Annotated in this window: 35 protein-coding genes; 15 read left to right on the top strand and 20 right to left on the bottom strand. The window is 40.5% G+C overall.

The features are described from left to right. Positions 1–8: 8 nt before the first annotated feature. The 3 genes from queF to ACXM0J_RS03295 are packed head-to-tail and all read right to left on the bottom strand — an operon-like array spanning position 9 to position 2523. Positions 9–821, bottom strand: coding sequence for an NADPH-dependent 7-cyano-7-deazaguanine reductase QueF (queF, locus tag ACXM0J_RS03305; RefSeq protein WP_086265830.1), 813 nt, complete (start codon positions 819–821; stop codon positions 9–11). Further along, a complete protein-coding gene (locus ACXM0J_RS03300) occupies positions 818–1591 on the bottom strand; it encodes an ABC transporter permease (protein ID WP_002118099.1) in 774 nt (257 codons plus the stop codon). The genes queF and ACXM0J_RS03300 overlap by 4 nt, the downstream gene beginning before the upstream one ends. Then, a complete protein-coding gene (locus tag ACXM0J_RS03295) occupies positions 1588–2523 on the bottom strand; it encodes an ABC transporter ATP-binding protein (protein ID WP_002118101.1) in 936 nt (311 codons plus the stop codon). The genes ACXM0J_RS03300 and ACXM0J_RS03295 overlap by 4 nt, the downstream gene beginning before the upstream one ends. 297 nt (positions 2524–2820) lie before the next feature. On the opposite strand from ACXM0J_RS03295, the gene ACXM0J_RS03290 reads away from it, so the two are divergent. Next, positions 2821–3807 (top strand): site-specific integrase, encoded by a 987-nt coding sequence (locus ACXM0J_RS03290; RefSeq protein WP_479750254.1) that lies wholly within the window; start codon positions 2821–2823, stop codon positions 3805–3807. On the opposite strand, the gene ACXM0J_RS03285 is transcribed toward ACXM0J_RS03290, so the two are convergent. From ACXM0J_RS03285 to ACXM0J_RS03225, 13 genes are read right to left on the bottom strand one after another with little or no spacing between them, the layout of a single operon-like run. After that, positions 3804–4073 carry a hypothetical protein gene (locus ACXM0J_RS03285; RefSeq protein ID WP_000123993.1) on the bottom strand — a complete coding sequence of 90 codons (270 nt, stop codon included), beginning with the start codon at positions 4071–4073 and terminating at the stop codon, positions 3804–3806. The genes ACXM0J_RS03290 and ACXM0J_RS03285 overlap by 4 nt on opposite strands. A 1-nt stretch (position 4074) precedes the next feature. Next, on the bottom strand, positions 4075–4266 hold the full coding sequence (locus ACXM0J_RS03280; protein WP_001288762.1) for a hypothetical protein: 192 nt from the start codon (positions 4264–4266) through the stop codon (positions 4075–4077). Continuing rightward, complete coding sequence (locus ACXM0J_RS03275) at positions 4263–4748, bottom strand: hypothetical protein (protein ID WP_479750252.1); 486 nt, start codon at positions 4746–4748, stop codon at positions 4263–4265. The genes ACXM0J_RS03280 and ACXM0J_RS03275 overlap by 4 nt, the downstream gene beginning before the upstream one ends. 4 nt (positions 4749–4752) lie before the next feature. Next, positions 4753–5121, bottom strand: coding sequence for a hypothetical protein (locus ACXM0J_RS03270; protein WP_170248261.1), 369 nt, complete (start codon positions 5119–5121; stop codon positions 4753–4755). Then, on the bottom strand, positions 5118–5726 hold the full coding sequence (locus ACXM0J_RS03265) for a lambda exonuclease family protein (RefSeq protein ID WP_479750251.1): 609 nt from the start codon (positions 5724–5726) through the stop codon (positions 5118–5120). The genes ACXM0J_RS03270 and ACXM0J_RS03265 overlap by 4 nt, the downstream gene beginning before the upstream one ends. Continuing rightward, the gene (bet, locus tag ACXM0J_RS03260) at positions 5707–6465 is read right to left on the bottom strand and encodes a phage recombination protein Bet (RefSeq protein ID WP_068547584.1); all 759 of its coding nucleotides are present in this window, start codon (positions 6463–6465) and stop codon (positions 5707–5709) included. The genes ACXM0J_RS03265 and bet overlap by 20 nt, the downstream gene beginning before the upstream one ends. A 10-nt stretch (positions 6466–6475) precedes the next feature. Continuing rightward, entirely contained in the window at positions 6476–7531 is a 1056-nt protein-coding gene (locus ACXM0J_RS03255; RefSeq protein ID WP_479750249.1) for a hypothetical protein, read from the bottom strand. A 9-nt stretch (positions 7532–7540) separates the two neighbouring features. Further along, positions 7541–7792 carry a DUF551 domain-containing protein gene (locus ACXM0J_RS03250; RefSeq protein ID WP_479750247.1) on the bottom strand — a complete coding sequence of 84 codons (252 nt, stop codon included), beginning with the start codon at positions 7790–7792 and terminating at the stop codon, positions 7541–7543. After that, positions 7792–8175 (bottom strand): hypothetical protein, encoded by a 384-nt coding sequence (locus tag ACXM0J_RS03245; RefSeq protein WP_272401362.1) that lies wholly within the window; start codon positions 8173–8175, stop codon positions 7792–7794. Before ACXM0J_RS03245 ends, ACXM0J_RS03250 begins: the two co-directional genes overlap by 1 nt. Next, a complete protein-coding gene (locus tag ACXM0J_RS03240) occupies positions 8172–8960 on the bottom strand; it encodes a hypothetical protein (protein WP_479750245.1) in 789 nt (262 codons plus the stop codon). The genes ACXM0J_RS03245 and ACXM0J_RS03240 overlap by 4 nt, the downstream gene beginning before the upstream one ends. 11 nt (positions 8961–8971) lie before the next feature. Continuing rightward, positions 8972–9337 (bottom strand): DUF4097 family beta strand repeat-containing protein, encoded by a 366-nt coding sequence (locus ACXM0J_RS03235; protein WP_000069634.1) that lies wholly within the window; start codon positions 9335–9337, stop codon positions 8972–8974. Continuing rightward, positions 9337–9522 (bottom strand): hypothetical protein, encoded by a 186-nt coding sequence (locus tag ACXM0J_RS03230; protein ID WP_479750243.1) that lies wholly within the window; start codon positions 9520–9522, stop codon positions 9337–9339. The genes ACXM0J_RS03235 and ACXM0J_RS03230 overlap by 1 nt, the downstream gene beginning before the upstream one ends. Beyond that, entirely contained in the window at positions 9515–10090 is a 576-nt protein-coding gene (locus ACXM0J_RS03225) for a pentapeptide repeat-containing protein (protein ID WP_479750241.1), read from the bottom strand. Before ACXM0J_RS03225 ends, ACXM0J_RS03230 begins: the two co-directional genes overlap by 8 nt. Positions 10091–10282: 192 nt before the next feature. On the opposite strand from ACXM0J_RS03225, the gene ACXM0J_RS03220 reads away from it, so the two are divergent. Beyond that, positions 10283–10474, top strand: coding sequence for a hypothetical protein (locus ACXM0J_RS03220; protein WP_000041806.1), 192 nt, complete (start codon positions 10283–10285; stop codon positions 10472–10474). Here the strand turns inward: ACXM0J_RS03220 and ACXM0J_RS03215 are convergent. From ACXM0J_RS03215 to ACXM0J_RS03200, 4 genes are all read right to left on the bottom strand, one after another. Beyond that, positions 10455–10724 (bottom strand): hypothetical protein, encoded by a 270-nt coding sequence (locus ACXM0J_RS03215; RefSeq protein ID WP_099476216.1) that lies wholly within the window; start codon positions 10722–10724, stop codon positions 10455–10457. The genes ACXM0J_RS03220 and ACXM0J_RS03215 overlap by 20 nt on opposite strands. Positions 10725–10834: 110 nt before the next feature. Then, positions 10835–11164, bottom strand: a complete 330-nt coding sequence (locus ACXM0J_RS03210; protein ID WP_099476217.1) for a hypothetical protein — start codon at positions 11162–11164, stop codon at positions 10835–10837. Positions 11165–11293: 129 nt separating this feature from the next. Further along, positions 11294–11497, bottom strand: a complete 204-nt coding sequence (locus ACXM0J_RS03205; protein ID WP_000370476.1) for a hypothetical protein — start codon at positions 11495–11497, stop codon at positions 11294–11296. Positions 11498–11511: 14 nt separating this feature from the next. After that, positions 11512–12303 carry a LexA family transcriptional regulator gene (locus tag ACXM0J_RS03200; protein WP_479750240.1) on the bottom strand — a complete coding sequence of 264 codons (792 nt, stop codon included), beginning with the start codon at positions 12301–12303 and terminating at the stop codon, positions 11512–11514. Positions 12304–12412: 109 nt separating this feature from the next. Here ACXM0J_RS03200 and ACXM0J_RS03195 point away from each other — a divergent pair, with 109 nt between their 5' ends. The 13 genes from ACXM0J_RS03195 to ACXM0J_RS03135 are packed head-to-tail and all read left to right on the top strand — an operon-like array spanning position 12413 to position 17969. After that, a complete protein-coding gene (locus tag ACXM0J_RS03195) occupies positions 12413–12664 on the top strand; it encodes a Cro/CI family transcriptional regulator (protein ID WP_002157717.1) in 252 nt (83 codons plus the stop codon). Positions 12665–12674: 10 nt separating this feature from the next. Continuing rightward, positions 12675–13049, top strand: a complete 375-nt coding sequence (locus ACXM0J_RS03190; RefSeq protein WP_000049342.1) for a helix-turn-helix domain-containing protein — start codon at positions 12675–12677, stop codon at positions 13047–13049. Between the two features lie 41 nt (positions 13050–13090). After that, positions 13091–13273, top strand: a complete 183-nt coding sequence (locus tag ACXM0J_RS03185; protein ID WP_031995941.1) for a hypothetical protein — start codon at positions 13091–13093, stop codon at positions 13271–13273. Continuing rightward, complete coding sequence (locus ACXM0J_RS03180; protein WP_171292523.1) at positions 13236–13409, top strand: hypothetical protein; 174 nt, start codon at positions 13236–13238, stop codon at positions 13407–13409. Before ACXM0J_RS03185 ends, ACXM0J_RS03180 begins: the two co-directional genes overlap by 38 nt. Further along, positions 13406–14164 carry a helix-turn-helix domain-containing protein gene (locus ACXM0J_RS03175; RefSeq protein WP_111916295.1) on the top strand — a complete coding sequence of 253 codons (759 nt, stop codon included), beginning with the start codon at positions 13406–13408 and terminating at the stop codon, positions 14162–14164. Before ACXM0J_RS03180 ends, ACXM0J_RS03175 begins: the two co-directional genes overlap by 4 nt. Further along, complete coding sequence (locus ACXM0J_RS03170) at positions 14164–15489, top strand: replicative DNA helicase (protein ID WP_479750236.1); 1326 nt, start codon at positions 14164–14166, stop codon at positions 15487–15489. The genes ACXM0J_RS03175 and ACXM0J_RS03170 overlap by 1 nt, the downstream gene beginning before the upstream one ends. Continuing rightward, the gene (locus ACXM0J_RS03165) at positions 15486–15737 is read left to right on the top strand and encodes a hypothetical protein (RefSeq protein WP_000644295.1); all 252 of its coding nucleotides are present in this window, start codon (positions 15486–15488) and stop codon (positions 15735–15737) included. Before ACXM0J_RS03170 ends, ACXM0J_RS03165 begins: the two co-directional genes overlap by 4 nt. Next, a complete protein-coding gene (locus tag ACXM0J_RS03160; protein WP_171477900.1) occupies positions 15734–15910 on the top strand; it encodes a hypothetical protein in 177 nt (58 codons plus the stop codon). Before ACXM0J_RS03165 ends, ACXM0J_RS03160 begins: the two co-directional genes overlap by 4 nt. Next, on the top strand, positions 15907–16281 hold the full coding sequence (locus ACXM0J_RS03155) for a hypothetical protein (protein WP_252508576.1): 375 nt from the start codon (positions 15907–15909) through the stop codon (positions 16279–16281). Before ACXM0J_RS03160 ends, ACXM0J_RS03155 begins: the two co-directional genes overlap by 4 nt. 1 nt (position 16282) lies before the next feature. After that, positions 16283–16702: a hypothetical protein gene (locus ACXM0J_RS03150; protein WP_140947159.1), complete on the top strand. Its 420-nt coding sequence runs from the start codon at positions 16283–16285 to the stop codon at positions 16700–16702. After that, complete coding sequence (locus tag ACXM0J_RS03145; protein ID WP_001008349.1) at positions 16699–17001, top strand: hypothetical protein; 303 nt, start codon at positions 16699–16701, stop codon at positions 16999–17001. Before ACXM0J_RS03150 ends, ACXM0J_RS03145 begins: the two co-directional genes overlap by 4 nt. Next, positions 16998–17423 (top strand): VRR-NUC domain-containing protein, encoded by a 426-nt coding sequence (locus ACXM0J_RS03140; protein WP_000206510.1) that lies wholly within the window; start codon positions 16998–17000, stop codon positions 17421–17423. Before ACXM0J_RS03145 ends, ACXM0J_RS03140 begins: the two co-directional genes overlap by 4 nt. A 9-nt stretch (positions 17424–17432) precedes the next feature. Continuing rightward, the gene (locus ACXM0J_RS03135) at positions 17433–17969 is read left to right on the top strand and encodes a hypothetical protein (protein ID WP_140974052.1); all 537 of its coding nucleotides are present in this window, start codon (positions 17433–17435) and stop codon (positions 17967–17969) included. Positions 17970–18773: the final 804 nt, after the last annotated feature.

The following is an 18773-nucleotide window of genomic DNA, read 5'->3' as shown; positions in this document are numbered from 1 at the left end:
TATTCGTTTTATTGTCGTGCCAATCGAATCGGTTTTGGCATCCATGAAAGATCCGATACTCGGCAAGGGTTAATATCAAGTCCGCCGCGACGAGTATAAGTTGCATAAACCATCAGCTTTTCAGGCTGCAAATTTTGCCAAATATCAGCAAAAATCTGCTCGACACACTGTTCGTGAAAGCCGTTATGCTGACGGTACGAGATAATATAAGCTAAAATACTACGATAACAAGGTTTTTTGCCCTTAAAACGGATAAAAACTGTACCCCAATCCGGTTGTCCTGTGACTGGGCAGTTACTTCTTAAAAGATGAGAATACAGTTCAATTTCGACTTCTTCGTCAGACGCATCTCGTTTCAAAAGAGTCGCATCTGGATGTTGCTCTAAACGCTCTGGATCTAGGTCATCAATACAAATGCCTTGAGGCTTAGAAATCTCTAAATCATCTACTTGAAATAACGTTAACTCAACTTTTGCACCTGCCGCAGCAGATAGATCCTTTTCAACCGTTTCAATAAACGACTGTTTAGAGTCAAACTGAGTGAAGTTAAGGCTATTGAAGTAAAGTTTTAAAGACTTTGATTCAATCAAATTTGGTGAAGAGGCGGGCAGTGTAATTCTGCCAATAGCAACTTGCGGGATGGCATGAGCATTTAACCATGAAATTTCAAAAACATGCCACCAATCTTTACCTTGCGTAATACCTTCAATATGCGAATAAGCCTCACGAGACTGAGTACGAGCAATTGGAAATAAAACATCAGGTTGATAGTTAGTTGGATATTGAGTTTCTTTACCCAATAAAGATTGTTCGACACTCATTCACGCATTCCTGAACCACGAGCAAGTAAATAGTAAGCAATTCCGTAAAGTACAGCACAGCATAATGTCACAATGATTAAAGAGAACGTAACGTTCACGTCACTATGACCTAAAATGCCGAAACGGAAAGCGTTAACCATATACACAATAGGATTAATTAAAGAAAGTTTTTGCCAAAAAGGGCCAAGTGCACTAATGGCATAGAACACACCACCTAAATAGGTTAAGGGTGTAAGGACAAAGGTTGGAATAATAGAAATATCATCAAATGATTTTGCATAAACTGCATTAATAAAACCACCTAATGAGAAAAGAACCGAGGTAATTAAGACTGTATATATAGTCACGAACCAGTTATGTATAAAAAGGTCTGTAAAGAACATACTCATTGTCGTCACAATTGCTCCGACCAATACACCACGGCAAATACCACCAATGACATAGCCCCACAAAATAATATGTAGTGGTACAGGACTCATAATCAGTTCTTCAATGCTCTTTTGGAATTTCACACTAAAGAAACTTGAAGATACGTTAGCATAGCTGTTGGTAATAACAGCCATCATGATGAGGCCAGGCACGATAAACTGCATATAGCTCACGCCACCCATTTGTCCAATGCGAGATCCCACCAAATTACCGAAAATGACAAAGTACAAACTCATCGTAATCGCAGGTGGTAATAGGGTTTGTGGCCAAATACGTAGAAAACGGCGTACTTCTTTACGAACTAGAGTCCAGAGGGCAATTTGCAGTTGGCTAAAATTCATTTTGCCTCTCCTTCAAGATTTTTCTCGACCATTTTGACGAATAGCTCTTCTAGACGGTTCGATTTGTTACGCATACTACGAACACGAATACCTTGTGATTCTAAAAGTTGGAATAAGTCATTTAATGTATGTGCTTTATCCATCGTCACTTCTAAAGTGCTGCTATCAATTAAGTTGAACTTCACGCCAATAATATTTAACTGGAGTGGGGCAATCGGTTCTGCCAAATCGAAAATAAAAGATTCTTCACTCAACTGGTTTAAGAAACTTTTCATGCTGGTATCTTCTTTAATGACACCGCGGTCAATGATGGCAATTTGACGACATAACATTTCTGCTTCTTCGAGATAATGTGTAGTCAAAATAATAGAAGTTCCGCTTTCGTTCATTTCGGTCAGAAAATCCCACATAGAACGGCGTAACTCAATATCTACACCTGCGGTAGGCTCATCTAAAATAAGAAGTTTAGGCTCATGCATCATGGCACGTGCAATCATGAGGCGGCGTTTCATACCACCAGATAACATGCGTGCTTGTATATTACGCTTTTCCCATAGGCCTAGTTTTTCTAAATAATGTTCAGCGCGTTTTTCTGCAATCTTTTTATGTATGCCGTAATAGCCAGCTTGGGTGACTAAAATATCGAATGCTTTTTCAAACTGACCAAAGTTAAATTCTTGAGGGACAACACCAAGTTGTTGTTTTGCCAAGGATGGATGAGTGTCGAGATTATGTCCAAAAATCTCAACTGTTCCTTCGGTTTTTTTCGTGAGGGAACTGATAATACCAATGGTTGTCGATTTGCCGGCACCATTTGGGCCTAACAACGCATAAAATTCACCTTCAGGCACAGTGAGGTTAATACCTTTTAACGCCTGAAAACCATTACGATATGTTTTGGACAAATCTCTTAAAACCAAAGCATCAGTCATGAAATTCTCACATTATGAAAGAGGGGTATATTTTGAGCGATAATGATTAATAAACCAAGTAAAATAGTCGGAATTTTATAAAATTGAGATAAGTTTATGAAGTTATTATATATAAACTGGTGCGCCCGGCGGGCACTTGATCAAAAATAACAACTTCTTAGGTTTTTTTATCTTTTCTTATTATTTCATACAAAACAATCAAATGCCAAATTAGCCAATAATCTGTACTTCTATTATTTCTTATTTTTTCCTATTATTTCGGTTATCACAATTACGCCAAGATTACGCCACAAAATTATGGCTTCATTTAGACAACGCAACGACACATGGCGAGCCGAGATAAGTGTAAACGGAATTCGCGAAAGTTCAACCTTTGATACAAAAGCTCAAGCTAGGGCTTGGGCATCTAAACGCGAGACTCAGTTACGCGAACAATCGCATGGCAAATTACCAGATCACTCTTTTTTAGAAGCTATTGAACGCTACTTAAGTGAAGTGAGTGTTAAAAAGAAAACTCATGAGAATGAAGTTAAGCGAATGGCTTTCTTTAAACGTGAGTATAAAAAGCTATGTCAAAAACAATTGGCCAAAGTCACAACTGACGATTTAGTCCAGTGGCGTGACTCCCGTTTAAAAGAAGTGCAGGGTGCTACTGTCAGACGTGAAGCAAATATTTTGGCTTCTTTATTTACTGTTGCCCGTAAAGAATGGAAATGGATTAAAGAGTCGCCTATGGCTGACCTCACTTTACCCCCACCATCAAAGCACCGTGATAGACGAATTACCCAAGATGAAATTGATAGATTATGTCTTGCAGCAAATTGGGATAACAATGTCCCGGTAAACTCTACGCAGCAAATTATTATTGCCTTTCTTTTTGCAATCGAAACTGCAATGCGTGCTGGTGAGATTGTTGGCTTGACTTGGGATCGAGTTTACTTAAAAGATCGATATCTTGTTTTGAACGAAACAAAGAATGGCACAAAGCGAAATGTGCCTTTATCTAAGCGTGCTGTTGAGTTACTTACTTTATTAAAAGGTCTTGATAAAAAGCAGGTCTTTACTTGTAATTCCCAAAGCTTTGATACGCTTTGGCGTAAATTGAGAGATAGATGTCAAATCACTGACTTGCACTTTCATGACACACGCCATGAAGCTTGTACACGCCTTGCAAGGAAATTAGAAGTTTTAGACTTGGCCCGTATGATTGGGCATAAAGACTTAAGAAGTCTGATGGTCTATTACAATGCTACTGCAAGCGAAATTGCAACGAGGCTTGATTAGCCTCGTTTGCGTGGTCTTCCTTTCTTTGGCTCATCATCTGACTGTTCATTCAACCAGTTTGATAGCTCTGCCAAGTTCCAGCGTCTTCCTTGACCGCACTTAATAACATAGCGCGGTTTAGGGAAGGTTGGCAGGCAGCAAACTGCTGCCTTGAAGTGAACATCTTTATAGCCTAAATATTCTGCTGCTTGTAAATCATTAAGCCAAATTTCTGATGGTGGTAACGCTACAACAAAGTTACTACCAATATTTGCAATTGCTGTCATTTCACCCCTCCTTACTTTCCGCTTTTCTAAAATCAGTGCCTTCTGGATCTATCCCAAAATATTCACAAATTTCTGTAGCTTTTGTCGCACCTGGCCCATGTCTGGATACATGAACCCAATTCAAAACGTACTTTGGCTTTTTACTATTCATGAGAGCCATTAGATAAAGTTGCTCAAAGTTAAATTCACTCATCCCTCAGCTCCCGATTCGCTTGCTTCAACCATTTTCTTCCAGATAAATTCATTGCGAGTGTTGCTACTCATCTCAAGAATTTCTTCGTCAAAATCCCAAGTAGCATCAATCATCTTAGGTGTTGGCAGCTTAGGCACAACAACGTGTGTCTCTGGCACCGCCTGATCATTATTAATCTGTGCATACAAATCTTGTCTTTCATCAAGCAATTCAGTGATTCGATCTTGAAGACGACCAATCTCAAAAGATTGTTGCACCGCCTGAGCTTTGGCTTTTTCTAGCTCTGCTCTAAGCCTGTCAATTTCACATGCTGCATGGTTACAAATAACACGTAATTCATCTTCGTTATATTCATCGCTATGCATCATCATTAAATGACTGATTTCAGTTCCTTGGTGGCTATCTCCATCAAAGACCCAAACAGCACCATCATCTTGCTCAAAGCGTAGATTAACTTCACTTCCCTTATTCAAATCTGTCATGTCATCACCCAATTACTGTAAATTTTAAATTCTTTAAGTTAATAGCAGTCATCTTGTTGCAGTGCTGACACTTGGTTCGGGCTCTTTTCTTTAGCTCCTCAAGGTCTTCACTAACCTTCCTTTTCTGCTCTGTAATCCTTGTTTGTTGTATTGACCAATACTTCATAGTGTCTTTGATCCACATCACAGGATTTACTTTTGCTCCGCACTTCATGCATATAAGTTCCAAAGCTTTAGTGTCAATTTCAACTTGAGAATGTTGGCACTTATGCAGATTCGTTCTTGGGAAGGGCACTACGTTTTCTTCAACATTCAAAACAATGTGATCTTGAAAAGGGTAGTTCATATTCCCTCTGTATTCTTGATCTGTCATGCTGCCACCTTCAGTGTTTTTATTGCGTCATTTATAGCTTTGTTGAAGTTGCGAACATCTTGCTCTAGTGCTTCGATAGCCAAGTCTTTCGCAAACACACGAATAATGATGATCTGTAGTCCTTCTGGTAAACGTGGGTCATAGCTCACAAAGTCACACCATTCACGACGAGTACAAGCCAATTGACTAGTGATTTGCGGGATGTGCTCATCTGGCACTTGCTTAGTCAGAAGGGTATTCAAATGCGTTGTAGTGTCTGGGCACTTAACTTCGATTTGCCCGTTATCACTTACAAGCCCATCCGGTGAAGCTCCGAACATTTCAATGAAAGGATGGTCAATTAAACCCGTACCAACTACAAAGTTACCCGTTTCATTTTCATAAGCTGCTATTGCATGAGGCTCGTTATCGATACCCCATTGCATAGCTTGGTTTGTGAATATTTCCTTCTGAACGCCAGTGAGGCGCTCAGCTAGAATTGTTAAACCCAATGCATTTAAAGCTTTGCCCTTATTAGGCTTTGCATTTAAATCCTTTACTCGGCTTGCTGTGACTTTGCCACAGCGTTCCGAATGCCAATCTTTACTACGCTGGAGAATGTTCATACACTTGTCCTTGTGGTTGATCAGCATGTTGTGCTGCTTCTTTCAATGACGCACTATGTTTAGTCCAGAAGTATTTTTTGCAGTCGCCTTGAGGTAATTCAGCGTAGCCAGTTTGCAAGGCTTCTGTACCTTCCATCGCTAAGGCGCGCATATTATCTAAATGCTGCTGTTCATAAGCTTCATAACTTTGTGGCACATCTGAACTAACAGTCTGAACGGTAGGGATATGACAATCATCAATACGACGAGCTTCGTCTTCGTCATAAATACCTGAGAAGCCGAAGGCAACACGGGCACATTGAATTAAAGCCTTATGACGTAGCATCCGTTTTGGGTATTTTTTCCAAGGTTCTGAATTACCCTGACACTCGGATAAATACTCAGTCACAACAGTAGGGTGGTTGCGGTCTTTACGGAAAATCTTGCATGTGCATGATTCATCATCTTGTTCAAACTGGATGCCATCACATACAGGATTGTCATTAATAATGCGCGCCCATCCATCAATACCAACAACAGGTGTGATGCCGCCACCTTTGGCAGGGAATGCATAAATTTCTTTTGTAAAAGGGTTTAGCTTGTACTGGTTTGCAACAATTAATAGAGAGAGAAATTCATCATTTGTTGCTTTCTTAAATACTGTATTAACAAGAGTATTTGCTAACTCAGCAGGATCAACATCTTGCATATTAAAAGCTGATGCAATCTTGCTAACTTGCGACAAAACAATATTACTCATCTTCTAATCCTCAAAACTTAATAGATACGTGTGGAACTAGGCCTTTATTGATTGCCTGCAAAATCTCTTTGCTTTTTGCTTCATCAATACCCAAAGCCAATAAGCCTTTAAGTGCTTCATTACAGATTTTTTTACGATGTGCTTGGTTTGCTTGGCGAGCTTCTTCTGCTTTGCGTTCAGCCTCTAGCTTTGCTGCTTGCTCAGCCTCAATACGTTTACGTTCTGCTTCTGCTGCATGTTGTGCACGTAATTCAGCAGCTTCTTTTTCAGCAACTAAACGAGCTTCACGTTCAGCAGCTTCGCGTTTTTCACGCTCTGCTTTAGCAACAGCTTCTTGCTTTTCACGTTCTACACGTTCGGCTTCTTCTTTAGCTTTACGCTCAGCTTCTAGGCGGGCTCTTTCAGCTGCTTCATGTGCAATGCGTTCTTCGTGTTCACGTTGTAAACGTTCTTGTTCAGATTTGCGTAGGCGCTCTAACTCTACTTGCTCAGCTTCACGTTTTAATGCAATTTCAAGTGATTTTTTATATGAGCTAAGGGCTGCATCTTTTTTGATTGCTGCTTCATTGGCAAATTCAGCAAAGCTTTCATCAATTGCCGTTGCCTCAACTTCACTTATGATTGTTTGAATAAGGTCGCTAGTTGAAAAGGTATCAACGCGACCAGCATCAAAATTAGAGATGCGATCTTTAATTGACTGAATGCGATCTTCTTCAGCTTTTTCCCATTCATCTAGTGGCTTACGAATTTCATCACGTAAAGCATCACACTGATCACGCCATGCTTTACGGTCACGATCAATCACATCAGCTTGCGCCTTAATACCTGCCACCAAGTCTTTTCCATGGTTATCTACAGCAGTTTTAGACTTACTTACCTTGTAAGCTTGAGATGCAATAGCATCACGTCCTTTTTTAGTTGAAACATCAGGAACAATTGAACGTGCTTGCTCAGCCATGCGATTGAATAATTCTTGAATACCGTTTTCTTTGCCGAAAGCCGCTACAATCACGTTTTGTTCTAATACTTGCAATTCATTAACTTGTGTATTTACTGGCGCATTCATAATCTTCTCCTAATTCTTTGGTGGTTCTGGTAGTGGCATCCAGTGAGTGATAACAAAGCAAGACTCACTTGCTGAAAAGTGGATGGAATGCTTCCCCTGATTTTTACGTGAGTACAAACCATGAGTTTTTTTTGCCACTTCACGATCAGGTGTAAAAAATGAGTAGTTAGTGGATAAGTCCCCACCTGTGTAATGTTTCCTTGAAACTAAGCAGTAGCAATATTCAACTGGTAATCGCTCTTCAACACTAATCCACTCCATCACGCCACTCCCGCTTCTTCATCTGCCAATTCTTCGGCGTAGTATTCAAGCTGTTTGTTTAAGTCAGCCACTTGTGTTGATGTAAGTTGAAACAGAAGGCCAATCGGTGTCTCTACATATTCAGTACCAACAACTTCAACATGTGTGCGGTCATCTACTACGAGTTGGTCGTAAAACTGGTCCTTGCTGTCTTCTGGATTCATAAGAGAGCCAACCACACGAACTTGCTTAGTAACATCGGCAACAATCTTGCATTTCAGAGTTGCACAACCGCTTTCCAGTTCAAATGAAACAGTGTTGTCTTTAACTTCAAACTCACTAGACACTTGAAGCATCGGGAAAGAAGGGCACAATAGCTCTGGCTTGCTAACTAACATATTCATGAGTTAGTACCTCGTATCTTTCTGAGTTGCTCTACGACTTGCTTGATCTCGTCTTCGGTGCGCCACCAGCCAAAGTAGGAGTAAATGTCACTCCCATATTCAGCAGATCGCGAGTAGCCACATTTGCTATTGTCATCAATAAACCAAACTTCTTGACCAACTTTAGGCTCAAAAGGCTTCGGCAGCTCAAGTTCAACCTTGATGGTTTGGGGTTTGAGGCGATACTTAAATCCACTTGACTTGATACGCTCTTCATCAATAAAGTTTTTCGCATTGATGTTTGTGATGTCTAAGTCAGTCCAGTTAGGAAAGTCTTTACTTGTCCATTGAACAAGGCGACCACATGCCAATGCTCGCAACGCCTCAGCACCGCTAATCAAGGCTGGGTCTTGGGGTTGGGTGATTAGTGTTAAACTATTAGCAATATAGTTTTCGTAGTCATTTGATTTGTTTATAGCTGAGTTAAGCCACTCAGCATCCCAGTAATAAATAACTTTGTCGCTAGTTAAATAAATAGAATTTTGCTGCTTGTCGCGATGAGTCGCATCCTTCACATCATTCCGCTTCAACACAACAAGGTCGCGGAGTTGAGGGAGGGTGAGTTCTTTGCAAAGATCATTGTAGTAAGCCCAATGCTCCATCGAGTCACAGCCAATCTCACCATTTTGAGTGTAGACAAAGCCAAATCGTTTGCTCTGTCTGTTTGAATACCCAAGCTGCACAAACAACTCCTGAGCCTCTTTGCTCTCAGCTTCATCTTTAACTTTGATTTTGTAGTTATCCATGAGAGGGCTCCTTAACCTTTATTCAAAATGTCGCCAGACATTGTTGAAACTGAGCCAGAAATATCGCCACACTTAACATCGCCACTCATTGTTGAGACGTTGCCAAATACATTCCCACAAGTAACATCGCCCGACATAGTCTTAACTTGCTGTGCAGCTTCTTTAATATGAACATCACCAGAAGTTGTGTTCACTGATTCACAAGAACCAAGAACCTCGACTTTGATATTTGGCTCAAGGCCGCTAACTGTATTGCCATCAACGGTTACTGATGTGCCATTAACAACTACAGATCTACCGAAGTAGCTTTTGCCATTAATCTTTACTTCACCAACATTGTTTGTTGTGATGTTTAGGAATTCGTTATTGTTTGACATTAGTTATCTCCTTCCACTTGCACACGCACATACATGTTCTGTTTTGCTTTGAGTTCGTTGGCGTATTGCTCGTCGGCACAACCACGTAAAAGACCTACAGCTAAAAAGAAAACTACCCAGAACAATAAGAATCCTGACGTACCATCAACAAACGCTTGCTTGATTGAATATTTATTCTCAGTCATTGCTAGATTCCTCCTGAACTGGATGAACGTAGCTATCACACATATTCAAAAGCATTGATTTGTGTTGATTCCAAAATTCAAGCGCTTCGCTATCCATGCGCGTGATACGCGCATCATCAAATGATTTCCAATCTTCAACACTGTGTTCTTGGCAGCCAATTCGCGTTTTGCCCAAGCCATTAATAATCACATCCCAACGTAGCCCGTAGACAATGAGCGGGGAGGCTTTGGCACAGCTAAGGTTGGCACAGCTAAGGTTGGCACCGCGAAGGTTGGCACCGCGAAGGTCGGCACCGCGAAGGTTGGCACCGCGAAGGTCGGCACCGCGAAGGTCGGCACCGCGAAGGTTGGCACCGCGAAGGTCGGCACCGCGAAGGTTGGCACCGCGAAGGTCGGCACCGCGAAGGTCGGCACCAAAAAGGTCGGCACCAAAAAGGTCGGCATCTTCAGCAATAGCACTTTCCAATGCATGACGAGCAATCATTCCTGATTCCATTCCATCAGGAACATCACATGTAAAAAGGACTTCTTCTGTCCAACGATTTTTAATTTCGAATTTCTGTGTCATAATCTTCTCACTCATTGAGTAGCCCCGCATCCGCCAAGATTGTTCGGGGCTTTTTATTGGTTGGTGAGATAAATATTAGGTACTCCTAACTATTAAGTCAATAGGTATTCCTAATAAAATTAGATAAACCTAATTTTTATGCTTTAATAGACAAAAGAAAACCCACACGGGGTGGGTTATTTGGAGTTTATTATGAGCAAGAACATTGCTGTTATACCAAAAGGTACTAAAATTCAAATTATGGGTTGTTCGTACATCTTACAAGAAGATGCTCTTGTTGATGGAGATCAGGCTATTCTTGAAGCCACCCTCAAAGCGCAAGAAAACTTCGATAATGGTGTTGGTGTAGTAGGCGGGCATGGACTCAAGAATGCAACCAATTAAGGGTTTCTCTTGGGATATTCCATGAAGCCCAGTTTTCTGGTTTAACCTCAATTACAAATAAAACATCATCAGAATCAATGTAATTTTTAAGGAAATCCCTAATCTGCTCAGATGTTTTAGTTGAGGTAATAATCCATTGGGATTTTGTTGGTTTCGCCCAATTATCACCAGAAACTTTTTTTATTCCCTCAATAATTCTGGAGTAATCTTTTGATTTAATAAGATCATAAGTTACAGAATATACAGCCATTTTACTTCTCCACCCGAGGCGCAATATGTCGGGTTCACAGTGAGTTTATAGATATGAGTAATGAAAGCAATTATCTGATAATGGCTATGAGTCTAGTAATAATAGCAACGTCACTTCCTGCAATTTACTGTAACCTCATGGTCGTTGGAATGTGTTATGGCGCAGCGCTTATACTCATCATTGCCTCCATAAAACTGAAAATAAAAAGATACAAGAATGGCGATAATTGCTAAGGTTTGAGATATAAATGCATTCGGATGTCGTTTTATTGAATTAATCAGGAATATGAAGAAGCCAACAGGGTAGGATAATAATTTAGCCGCCCAATGACGATATGGTTCTCTTATAACTGTATCAATACCAGTTGCAGGGTTGCTATCAATTAGTCCTGGATCTCCTTTGTACCAAGCCTTAATCTTTTTTATTAATTCTCCAAACATATGTTATTATCAATTTATCAATTATCTTGTGATATTGGTGGGCGCAACGACTAATGCTGCCAACATTAGTCAATCCAAGGCCTTCCTAACCTTGGATGGAAAGACCGACTTACTATCGGTCTTTTTTTATTATTTTATTTTCTGCCCAAGCTTTCCTTCTTTTACCAACTGCACAACCTGCTCATTAGTAAGCACAGGAATAAAGACTTTGTCGCCAATATCTTTGGAAAGAATCTTCACTTCTTCGGCTGTTAGCACCAAAGCTTCACCATGTTTCGCAGCATCATTGATGCGAGCAATAATCTGATTGATTGGTAGTTTTGAATTGTCCATAAGTCTTCCTGTGATTAATGCGAATAAGGATGTTCTTGTCTGTGCTGACTTGGCGGCACGATATCTGTAATAGCGGTAATACTTTCAACTTCATCCATGTCAAAAGATAGGCGTTCGCCACCATTAACAGCCAACAAACTCAAAACCCCACCATTTATTCCAACAAATTCCTTAATTGTGCAGCGTCCATCCTTTAAGCACACTTGTACAAATTCAGTTGGAACCGGTTCAGCATCTGGATCGCAAACTACATACCAGCCATTACGAATTGCTGGAAACATTGAGTCGCCAGTGCCTTTAATGCCATAGGCTCGTGGACCTGCTGTATGAGTTGGAACATAGCCATCACCTGCGTTCCCATCATATCCCATATCTGTGAAATACCCATCCATACCCATCTTTGAATAGGCTTTAACAGGGACATATCTTTTTTGAATAGGGAATGGCTTATCTGATGTTTGAACAAACTTAACAGCATCTTCACTATCTGGAATATTGTATTTTTTCTTAAACGCTTCTACATCTAGGATCTTTAAGTGCTTTTTCCCATCAGCTAGATCAGAACTACTTTTATTTTGTTCTGGAGTTGGTTCTCCCGCACCCGTTGCCAACCACAAAGCATTGACCTTTAAATATTTTGCAGCTCTTAATAAATTTTCACCTTCCATCTTTTTTGATTTTCCTGATAGCCAATCACTAACAGAAGGTGGCTTTACACCAACAGCTCGAGCAAGATCAACCCCCTTAATTTTCTTAGGTGGCAAAACTTCCATAGCGTATTTAAGGCGTTCAGCAAGAGTATTCATAAAACCATCCCTACATTGTTAGGAAATCCTAACATAAATTAAATTAGGTATTCCTATTGCTTTAAAATAAGGAATGCCTAATAATATGTTAATAATTTAGGAGCACACTATGAACGACGCTGATCTCATAAAGGCTCTTGGTGGAGTGAATGCTGTAGCAAGACTTCTTGATATCACAGCACCATCGGTTAGTGGTTGGAATGCAATTCCTTTAGACCGAAAGATTCGTTTAGCTGTTATTGCAGAAGATCTAGGAATTGCAACACGGAAAGAAATTTTTCCAGACGATTATCAAGATATCTGGATTGAACTCAGACCACGTAGAAAACCAAGTAAGCAACTTAAACAATTAACCGCTTAGGAACTAAACCATGAGCAAAGTATCAACCGAATTGAGTGCAAGGGCTAGAAATGAAGTTTCTAGAGTTTTGCAAGCCCTTGCATCAAGCAATCAAAGTCAGGTTGCTGAACAGTTGGGGATTGATCCAAGCACATTATCACGAATGAAAAATGATAGAAAATCCAATGGCTTGACTGAGCTTGAGAACTGTTTAGTGCTGTTGGACATTCTTGGATTTAAGACTGTCCTCAAGAAATATCGAATGATTAGCGAAGAAAAGCTGAATGCGCTTTTTGTGATGTCAAAAGCGTGGATGGAAAGCAAGCAAACCATTGACGATCTTTTTCAAGATGACATTGAAGATTTCGGAATGTGTTTTGAGCTTGGATATAAAGAAAAAGCCTGATTTCGTCGATCAGGCTTAGTGTTCAATCGGAGAAGGACCAAATGAACCATCAAATATTAGCAGACATTGAACTAAATCGGAAGATTAGTTTGTTTCAAAAAGCGGTTGAGGCTTATGCAATAGAACGCAGTTTAAAAAACTCGGTTGCTGTAGCTGAGGCTAAAAGTAACTTGGAGCGTCATTACTATGAATCCTACAGCTTTGCGGTTCATAAGGGAGTATGAGCATGAAGTTTATGAAGGTGCGAAATATGCACGCCAGTATGGTGATCTTCAAAGGCTTTACGATGCTTCAAGTGATGAATTCTTCATTGAAGAAATCAACGATGCTTATGAAGAGTTTAAGAGGAGCCTAATATGAGCTTAGATGCAACTCTATGGGCTTGGAAGGCCCCTGTTAACTCTGCCACCCAAAGATTGGTACTTGTGTCTCTAGCTGATAGAGCAGGTGAGGATTTTACTTGCTATCCAAGCGCAGAAAGACTTCATAGAGACACTTTGCTAAACAGAAAAACCATTCTGAAAGTTATTTCAGATTTGATTGAATTGGGTCTTGTTTTGGACACTGGCAAGAAAATTGGTAACGGAGTGCGTGTACTAAAATTAGTTGGTGTTGATTGCCGTGAAAACCAACCAACCAGTACCGAAATTGGTACAGGTACCAAAATTGGTACTGGTACCGAAATTGGGATACCTACCAATCCCAAAAACGGGACCTCTACCCATCCCAATTTTGGGATACAGAATCTCCCAATGAATCTACCAAAGAACCTCCCAAGAGAGAAAACCGAAAAATCAAAAGCGAAAAATGAGTATTCCGAGAATTTTGAGAAGTTCTGGTCTGCATATCCAACTTGTAAACGCAAATCAGACAAGTCTGGCACTTATAAAACTTTCACAATGCATGAAGGAAGTTTTGCGATTGAAACACTTCTTTTAGTTCTTGAAAAACAAAAATCTGATGTCTCTTGGACAAAGCAGGATGGTGAGTTCATTCCATCACCTAGCGTTTGGCTAAACCAAAAACAATGGGAAAACGAGTATTGGTTTCAAGTCAACAACCCTGTGGTAGCTCCTGATTTCTCTAATGCCCAATTGCAATACGGAGATTGGTAATGAGTACAAACATTCAAAATATGACAATTGAGCAGAGTGTGCTAGTCGCTTTGATGACAGTGAGCCATTCCCTAGAGGTTGTCGCAAATGATCTTACCGAAGAACATTTTTACGCTGGTCGTCACAAGATTATTTACAAGGCGATTGTCGAGCTTGCTAATGCTGATAGGCCATATGACTCAGTGTTTGTCTGCAAGCATCTACAAGAGCGAAACCTTCTCAATGATATTGGTGGAGAAGAGTATTTAATTGAACTTAACAGTGCAGTTGGTAGCGTACACCACCTAGAATATTTTGTTGCTGAGTTGAATAAACTTAAGCAGCATCGCGAAGTTGAAGATATTGGTCTCTCGATTGCGGAGTGCGCTAAAGATCTGACTATCACTGATGTTTACTTGGCTGCTGAGAATTTATTTAGTTCATCTAGTAATTCTATTGAGCAAAAGCAAACAGGTTTTGATTTTAACCAGGCATTAGAAAAAACACTTGAGCGATTTGAGAAAAAGATTGCTCAGAAGGAGCAAAAGGGCTTCATAGGTGTTCAGTTCAATATTCCTCATCTCGATAATCTTTTGGGAACAATTGAAAAGGGTCATTTTTGCGTAATTGGTGGTCGTCCAGGTAGTGGCAAGTCAACACTCGCGCAGATGTGTGCAATGCAAACTGCTAAGCGCTACAACATGCCTGTTTTATTTATCTCTGCTGAGATGGATACGCCGACCCTAACCAACCGCATGATCTCGGCATTAGGTGCAATCCCGTATAACAATCTTCACAACGGTGAAATCTATGATGGGATGTTTGAGAAGCTTACTGGAACTATTGCTCAATTTAGAAACCTACCAATTTTTATTGAAGAAAAGCAAAAGCCAACGATTGCTGAAATCCAAAGTTATGCACGTAAGGCAAAGCGTAAGTACAAGGCTTTGGGTTGCATCATTGTTGATTATATCGGCTTAATCCGAGACCCATCTAAGAAGGATCGCGTTCAAGAAGTTGCATCAATCAGCCGTGACTTAAAAGCTATGGCAAAAGAGTTTGATTGCCCAGTAATTGCATTGGCTCAACTTAACCGTGGAGCAGAAGGACGCAAGCCAGTTGCAAGTGATCTTAAGGATTCTGGGCAAATCGAGCAGGATGCGGATCAAATCATCATGGTTCATCCAATCCTTGAAAAAGAGACTAATGCGCCTACTGGTGTAACCGAGTTAATCATTGCCAAAAACCGTCATGGCAAGCGTGGATTTGTGAATGTTCAAGACCGTTTAGATATTTGCCGTTTCGTTGGGATGTCATTCCCTGTGGAAGAGAGAGGTGCGGCATGAAAGCAATAAAACGAGTTAAAGCATTCCAAAACATTTTTGACATTTTGTTATTCGCTACACATGCAACACAACCTTTCACGATGAAGGATTTGCATGACTATGTGCTAGATGCGCCCAACAACACTATCCAGTGCTATGTGCAGGAATTAATTAAAAGCGGCTACTTGGAAAAGGACTCATACGCAACTTACAAAGCAACTCAGTTTGCAAAGGACTTGCTGAATGTTAAAGGGGAGCTGAAAGCATGATCGAATTTGTAGATTACCCATCAATGATGAAGCTGCGTAGAGATTACAACCTCGGAACTCGTAATAAAGAAACTAGAGCAGCAGCAAACCTCTACGAGAAATTAAGAAAGCTGAAAATGCTAGACCAGCTTAAGCAGGAAGCCATGACTAGACGTTACAAGGAGGCGGTATGAGCAAGAAAAAGGAGCCAGCCATGAGTGAGTTTAAAGTCGGGGATAAGGTTGTTTTGAAGAATAGCAGCCAAGACAAGGTAATGGTCATACAGGATTATTCACAAGAATTTATTAGAGCTTATTGGGATAACAAGCACTACTCATTTGCTCATGAACGCAATTTTCGCCCTGCAACCTTGGCAGAGAGCAGAATTGGTTGCCGCATTGATAACCCATGCAAATGCTGTAATGGACATGGCGAAGTTGGAAACATGTTTGAGTCATTCGTATGTCCAGATTGCAATGACCATCGAGTTGAGCACAACGACATGGGCGACGACTCCCACATAGAAAACCACATCAGCCAGCTGTGTAAATCAAAGGATGTTTGAGATGGATAAGTGTAGAGAAGAGTTTGAGAAGCAAAAGTACTGGATTGGGCTATTTAGAGACGCGGTTGATTTTGATGAGGAGCTTGGTCGATATGTTTTAAACGGTCAAAGAAAGCTTTACGCATTTCACCTCGATTCATTTAACGAAAAATGGGCAATTTGGCAGGAAGCATGGCAGCACCAACAAGCGAAAGTGGAGGAGCTGCAAAAGCAATTAAGTGAATACATATTTGTGGCTGAAACTATTGATGAAATGTATGTGAAAGAGGTTAAGAGCAGTGAGGAACTGCAAAAGCGGGTGGATCAACAGGGACTAATCATTGCAAAGGCTATGTCTATTGCATCAGACCTTCAAAAGAGCTGGTCAATGTTTGAGATTGGCAAGAAGTTAGAGCAAGCGCTCAAGGGGGAAGGACAGTGAACTTTGATAATGAAATGATTAAAGGTATTTCTCAAAGTGAGTTTGAAAAAGCTTTTGCAAAGCAGATGATGAAAGATCGAGTTTCTGATCAGATGCAAAAAGATATGGAAGCTCTTCAAAAACTTAACAGTGGCAATTATGTGATTGTGCCAAAAGAGCCAACTCAAAGAATGCTAAACGCTGGTCATGTCGCAATGAATCCTATCAAAGGGTCAGACGTCCATTCAGGGACTAATCAGAAGCGTCGTGAGTGCTACAAGGCAATGTTAAGGGCTTATCAGGAGTACGGTGACCAATGACCACATTCAAAGAGGCTCAAAGGGTCCAGTCACAGAAGGCAGCTCGTTCAAAGAGATTCAATAGAGTGCCAACAGAAGATCAAGAACAGATGACGCTCATGAGTTGGGCGCATCGTGTGAAGTATGGTTCAGGTCGCTTGAGTGATTACTTATTCCATATTCCTAATGGTGGCTCAAGAAACATAATTGAAGCTGCAAAGTTCAAGAAGTTAGGCGTAAAGGCTGGTGTTCCAGACCTTCAGCTAATTGTTCCAAATGGTGAGATACACGGGCTTTGGATTGAATTGAAATCAAAGAAAGGGAAGTTGCAACCAAGTCAAAGGCTCATGATTCAACGCTTAGAAGAACAAGGTTACATGTGCAAAGTCTGCTTCGGTGCAGATGAAGCCATAGATGAAATTAAAAAGTATTTGATGATTTAGGGTGACGGTATGAATGCGGCAGTAAATCACATTATGCAAACAACGGACTGGACCAAATACAGTCTAGAAGAATGGCTTTATCAATTTGGGGCTTGGATGTACTCAAATTCTGGAACTTGTGGAAAGAGCATAAACCCGATTGCTGTCGCTATGGATCAGGCTGCTAAGAAGCGTAAGCAAGAAGTGAAAGGCAAAGAGCAGATCATAGCAGATTGGTTGTGTTCTGATGATGATACGCCTATGCCCAAAGTGCGAGGCAAGGGGATTACATGTGAAATTACGGACAATGAAGCGCGTGCAGTTCAGCGTCTTATCCTGGATATGCAAGGACAGTCAGAAATCCTTGATGAGTGGCTTGATGCTGTGATTGATCGCTATCTTTATGGTAACTCATGGTCAGACATGGTGATTAAAGTAGGGCGTGTAGATAACCCAACCATTCTCCGTACCCAACACGATGCTCGTGAAGATGTTCGCTGTGGTTTAGCAGCTATGCATTGTAGATACCCATTCATTCGTTTTGACTTAAAGAATAGAGACAAGTAATCAGGTTGACCTTGCGCAAGTTATATGGCATATTTATGTTAGAGTGGTGCGAAGTGTAAGTAAGGTGCCACTAGGTGATGGATTCTTACAGCGTCTTTCGCCGATCGAGATTAAATATGCCCTAGAGTGAAATAGTCTGTAAGCCTCAAGGGTTCTCACCAATTTTAAAAGCTCATCATCCGATGGGCTTTTTGCTTTTTGGAGCATTCAAAAATATTAAAACCCATAATCAAAAGTTTGCTGATTAGCTAAAGACTGTTTAAGCAAACACGTTTAGGCACCACGAAAGAGTGTACAACCCATGCAGTTCATCGCGCATGGATGGGATATGCAGGAAATACATACCAGATTGGGAGTGATGACCCGCCATTAAAATCGATCTGAAAGCTGAAACGTAAAATACTGTGCCCATCCAGTGGTTTTATAAAGTAAGTGAGTAGCGGTAGGCCACAGTACTGTAATAAAGCTGTGGCAATTCTTTTTGGAGGTTCACATGCTCCGAATAATCAGGCAAGTATTCTGTTTCCATGTTTGGGAATATGAATCCGACATGTTCAATCAGAAAGAATGCAGAAAGTGTGGAAAGATAAAATATAATTAACTATTGAGAATTCAAATACTTATTTGCAATTATGTATGTTTTGTAGTCTACTGAGCATGTCTTAATCTTTGAGAGAAAATGCTTGTGTTTGGCTATATTGAAACTTTAGACGTGATTGACTCTAATGGTGATAAGTCTCAATTAGAGAAGTGTAGAATCGATTCAAATGAGGCAGTCTACACTCAAGGTGATCTAGAAGGCAT

It is taken from the genome of Acinetobacter sp. GRABPA_MV_2 (assembly GCF_056725885.1).
The sequence above is the reverse complement of the archived record's forward strand: the minus strand, read 5'-3'. Positions and strand labels throughout refer to the sequence as shown.

What these genes read in the sequence shown, in the direction of transcription:
- queF (WP_086265830.1), bottom strand. Translation starts at nt 821, where the DNA reads ATGAGTGTCGAACAATCTTTATTGGGTAAAGAAACTCAATATCCAACT.
- ACXM0J_RS03300 (WP_002118099.1), bottom strand. Translation starts at nt 1,591, where the DNA reads ATGAATTTTAGCCAACTGCAAATTGCCCTCTGGACTCTAGTTCGTAAA.
- ACXM0J_RS03295 (WP_002118101.1), bottom strand. Translation starts at nt 2,523, where the DNA reads ATGACTGATGCTTTGGTTTTAAGAGATTTGTCCAAAACATATCGTAAT.
- ACXM0J_RS03290 (WP_479750254.1), top strand. Translation starts at nt 2,821, where the DNA reads ATGGCTTCATTTAGACAACGCAACGACACATGGCGAGCCGAGATAAGT.
- ACXM0J_RS03285 (WP_000123993.1), bottom strand. Translation starts at nt 4,073, where the DNA reads ATGACAGCAATTGCAAATATTGGTAGTAACTTTGTTGTAGCGTTACCA.
- ACXM0J_RS03280 (WP_001288762.1), bottom strand. Translation starts at nt 4,266, where the DNA reads ATGAGTGAATTTAACTTTGAGCAACTTTATCTAATGGCTCTCATGAAT.
- ACXM0J_RS03275 (WP_479750252.1), bottom strand. Translation starts at nt 4,748, where the DNA reads ATGACAGATTTGAATAAGGGAAGTGAAGTTAATCTACGCTTTGAGCAA.
- ACXM0J_RS03270 (WP_170248261.1), bottom strand. Translation starts at nt 5,121, where the DNA reads ATGACAGATCAAGAATACAGAGGGAATATGAACTACCCTTTTCAAGAT.
- ACXM0J_RS03265 (WP_479750251.1), bottom strand. Translation starts at nt 5,726, where the DNA reads ATGAACATTCTCCAGCGTAGTAAAGATTGGCATTCGGAACGCTGTGGC.
- bet (WP_068547584.1), bottom strand. Translation starts at nt 6,465, where the DNA reads ATGAGTAATATTGTTTTGTCGCAAGTTAGCAAGATTGCATCAGCTTTT.
- ACXM0J_RS03255 (WP_479750249.1), bottom strand. Translation starts at nt 7,531, where the DNA reads ATGAATGCGCCAGTAAATACACAAGTTAATGAATTGCAAGTATTAGAA.
- ACXM0J_RS03250 (WP_479750247.1), bottom strand. Translation starts at nt 7,792, where the DNA reads ATGGAGTGGATTAGTGTTGAAGAGCGATTACCAGTTGAATATTGCTAC.
- ACXM0J_RS03245 (WP_272401362.1), bottom strand. Translation starts at nt 8,175, where the DNA reads ATGAATATGTTAGTTAGCAAGCCAGAGCTATTGTGCCCTTCTTTCCCG.
- ACXM0J_RS03240 (WP_479750245.1), bottom strand. Translation starts at nt 8,960, where the DNA reads ATGGATAACTACAAAATCAAAGTTAAAGATGAAGCTGAGAGCAAAGAG.
- ACXM0J_RS03235 (WP_000069634.1), bottom strand. Translation starts at nt 9,337, where the DNA reads ATGTCAAACAATAACGAATTCCTAAACATCACAACAAACAATGTTGGT.
- ACXM0J_RS03230 (WP_479750243.1), bottom strand. Translation starts at nt 9,522, where the DNA reads ATGACTGAGAATAAATATTCAATCAAGCAAGCGTTTGTTGATGGTACG.
- ACXM0J_RS03225 (WP_479750241.1), bottom strand. Translation starts at nt 10,090, where the DNA reads ATGACACAGAAATTCGAAATTAAAAATCGTTGGACAGAAGAAGTCCTT.
- ACXM0J_RS03220 (WP_000041806.1), top strand. Translation starts at nt 10,283, where the DNA reads ATGAGCAAGAACATTGCTGTTATACCAAAAGGTACTAAAATTCAAATT.
- ACXM0J_RS03215 (WP_099476216.1), bottom strand. Translation starts at nt 10,724, where the DNA reads ATGGCTGTATATTCTGTAACTTATGATCTTATTAAATCAAAAGATTAC.
- ACXM0J_RS03210 (WP_099476217.1), bottom strand. Translation starts at nt 11,164, where the DNA reads ATGTTTGGAGAATTAATAAAAAAGATTAAGGCTTGGTACAAAGGAGAT.
- ACXM0J_RS03205 (WP_000370476.1), bottom strand. Translation starts at nt 11,497, where the DNA reads ATGGACAATTCAAAACTACCAATCAATCAGATTATTGCTCGCATCAAT.
- ACXM0J_RS03200 (WP_479750240.1), bottom strand. Translation starts at nt 12,303, where the DNA reads ATGAATACTCTTGCTGAACGCCTTAAATACGCTATGGAAGTTTTGCCA.
- ACXM0J_RS03195 (WP_002157717.1), top strand. Translation starts at nt 12,413, where the DNA reads ATGAACGACGCTGATCTCATAAAGGCTCTTGGTGGAGTGAATGCTGTA.
- ACXM0J_RS03190 (WP_000049342.1), top strand. Translation starts at nt 12,675, where the DNA reads ATGAGCAAAGTATCAACCGAATTGAGTGCAAGGGCTAGAAATGAAGTT.
- ACXM0J_RS03185 (WP_031995941.1), top strand. Translation starts at nt 13,091, where the DNA reads ATGAACCATCAAATATTAGCAGACATTGAACTAAATCGGAAGATTAGT.
- ACXM0J_RS03180 (WP_171292523.1), top strand. Translation starts at nt 13,236, where the DNA reads ATGAATCCTACAGCTTTGCGGTTCATAAGGGAGTATGAGCATGAAGTT.
- ACXM0J_RS03175 (WP_111916295.1), top strand. Translation starts at nt 13,406, where the DNA reads ATGAGCTTAGATGCAACTCTATGGGCTTGGAAGGCCCCTGTTAACTCT.
- ACXM0J_RS03170 (WP_479750236.1), top strand. Translation starts at nt 14,164, where the DNA reads ATGAGTACAAACATTCAAAATATGACAATTGAGCAGAGTGTGCTAGTC.
- ACXM0J_RS03165 (WP_000644295.1), top strand. Translation starts at nt 15,486, where the DNA reads ATGAAAGCAATAAAACGAGTTAAAGCATTCCAAAACATTTTTGACATT.
- ACXM0J_RS03160 (WP_171477900.1), top strand. Translation starts at nt 15,734, where the DNA reads ATGATCGAATTTGTAGATTACCCATCAATGATGAAGCTGCGTAGAGAT.
- ACXM0J_RS03155 (WP_252508576.1), top strand. Translation starts at nt 15,907, where the DNA reads ATGAGCAAGAAAAAGGAGCCAGCCATGAGTGAGTTTAAAGTCGGGGAT.
- ACXM0J_RS03150 (WP_140947159.1), top strand. Translation starts at nt 16,283, where the DNA reads ATGGATAAGTGTAGAGAAGAGTTTGAGAAGCAAAAGTACTGGATTGGG.
- ACXM0J_RS03140 (WP_000206510.1), top strand. Translation starts at nt 16,998, where the DNA reads ATGACCACATTCAAAGAGGCTCAAAGGGTCCAGTCACAGAAGGCAGCT.
- ACXM0J_RS03135 (WP_140974052.1), top strand. Translation starts at nt 17,433, where the DNA reads ATGAATGCGGCAGTAAATCACATTATGCAAACAACGGACTGGACCAAA.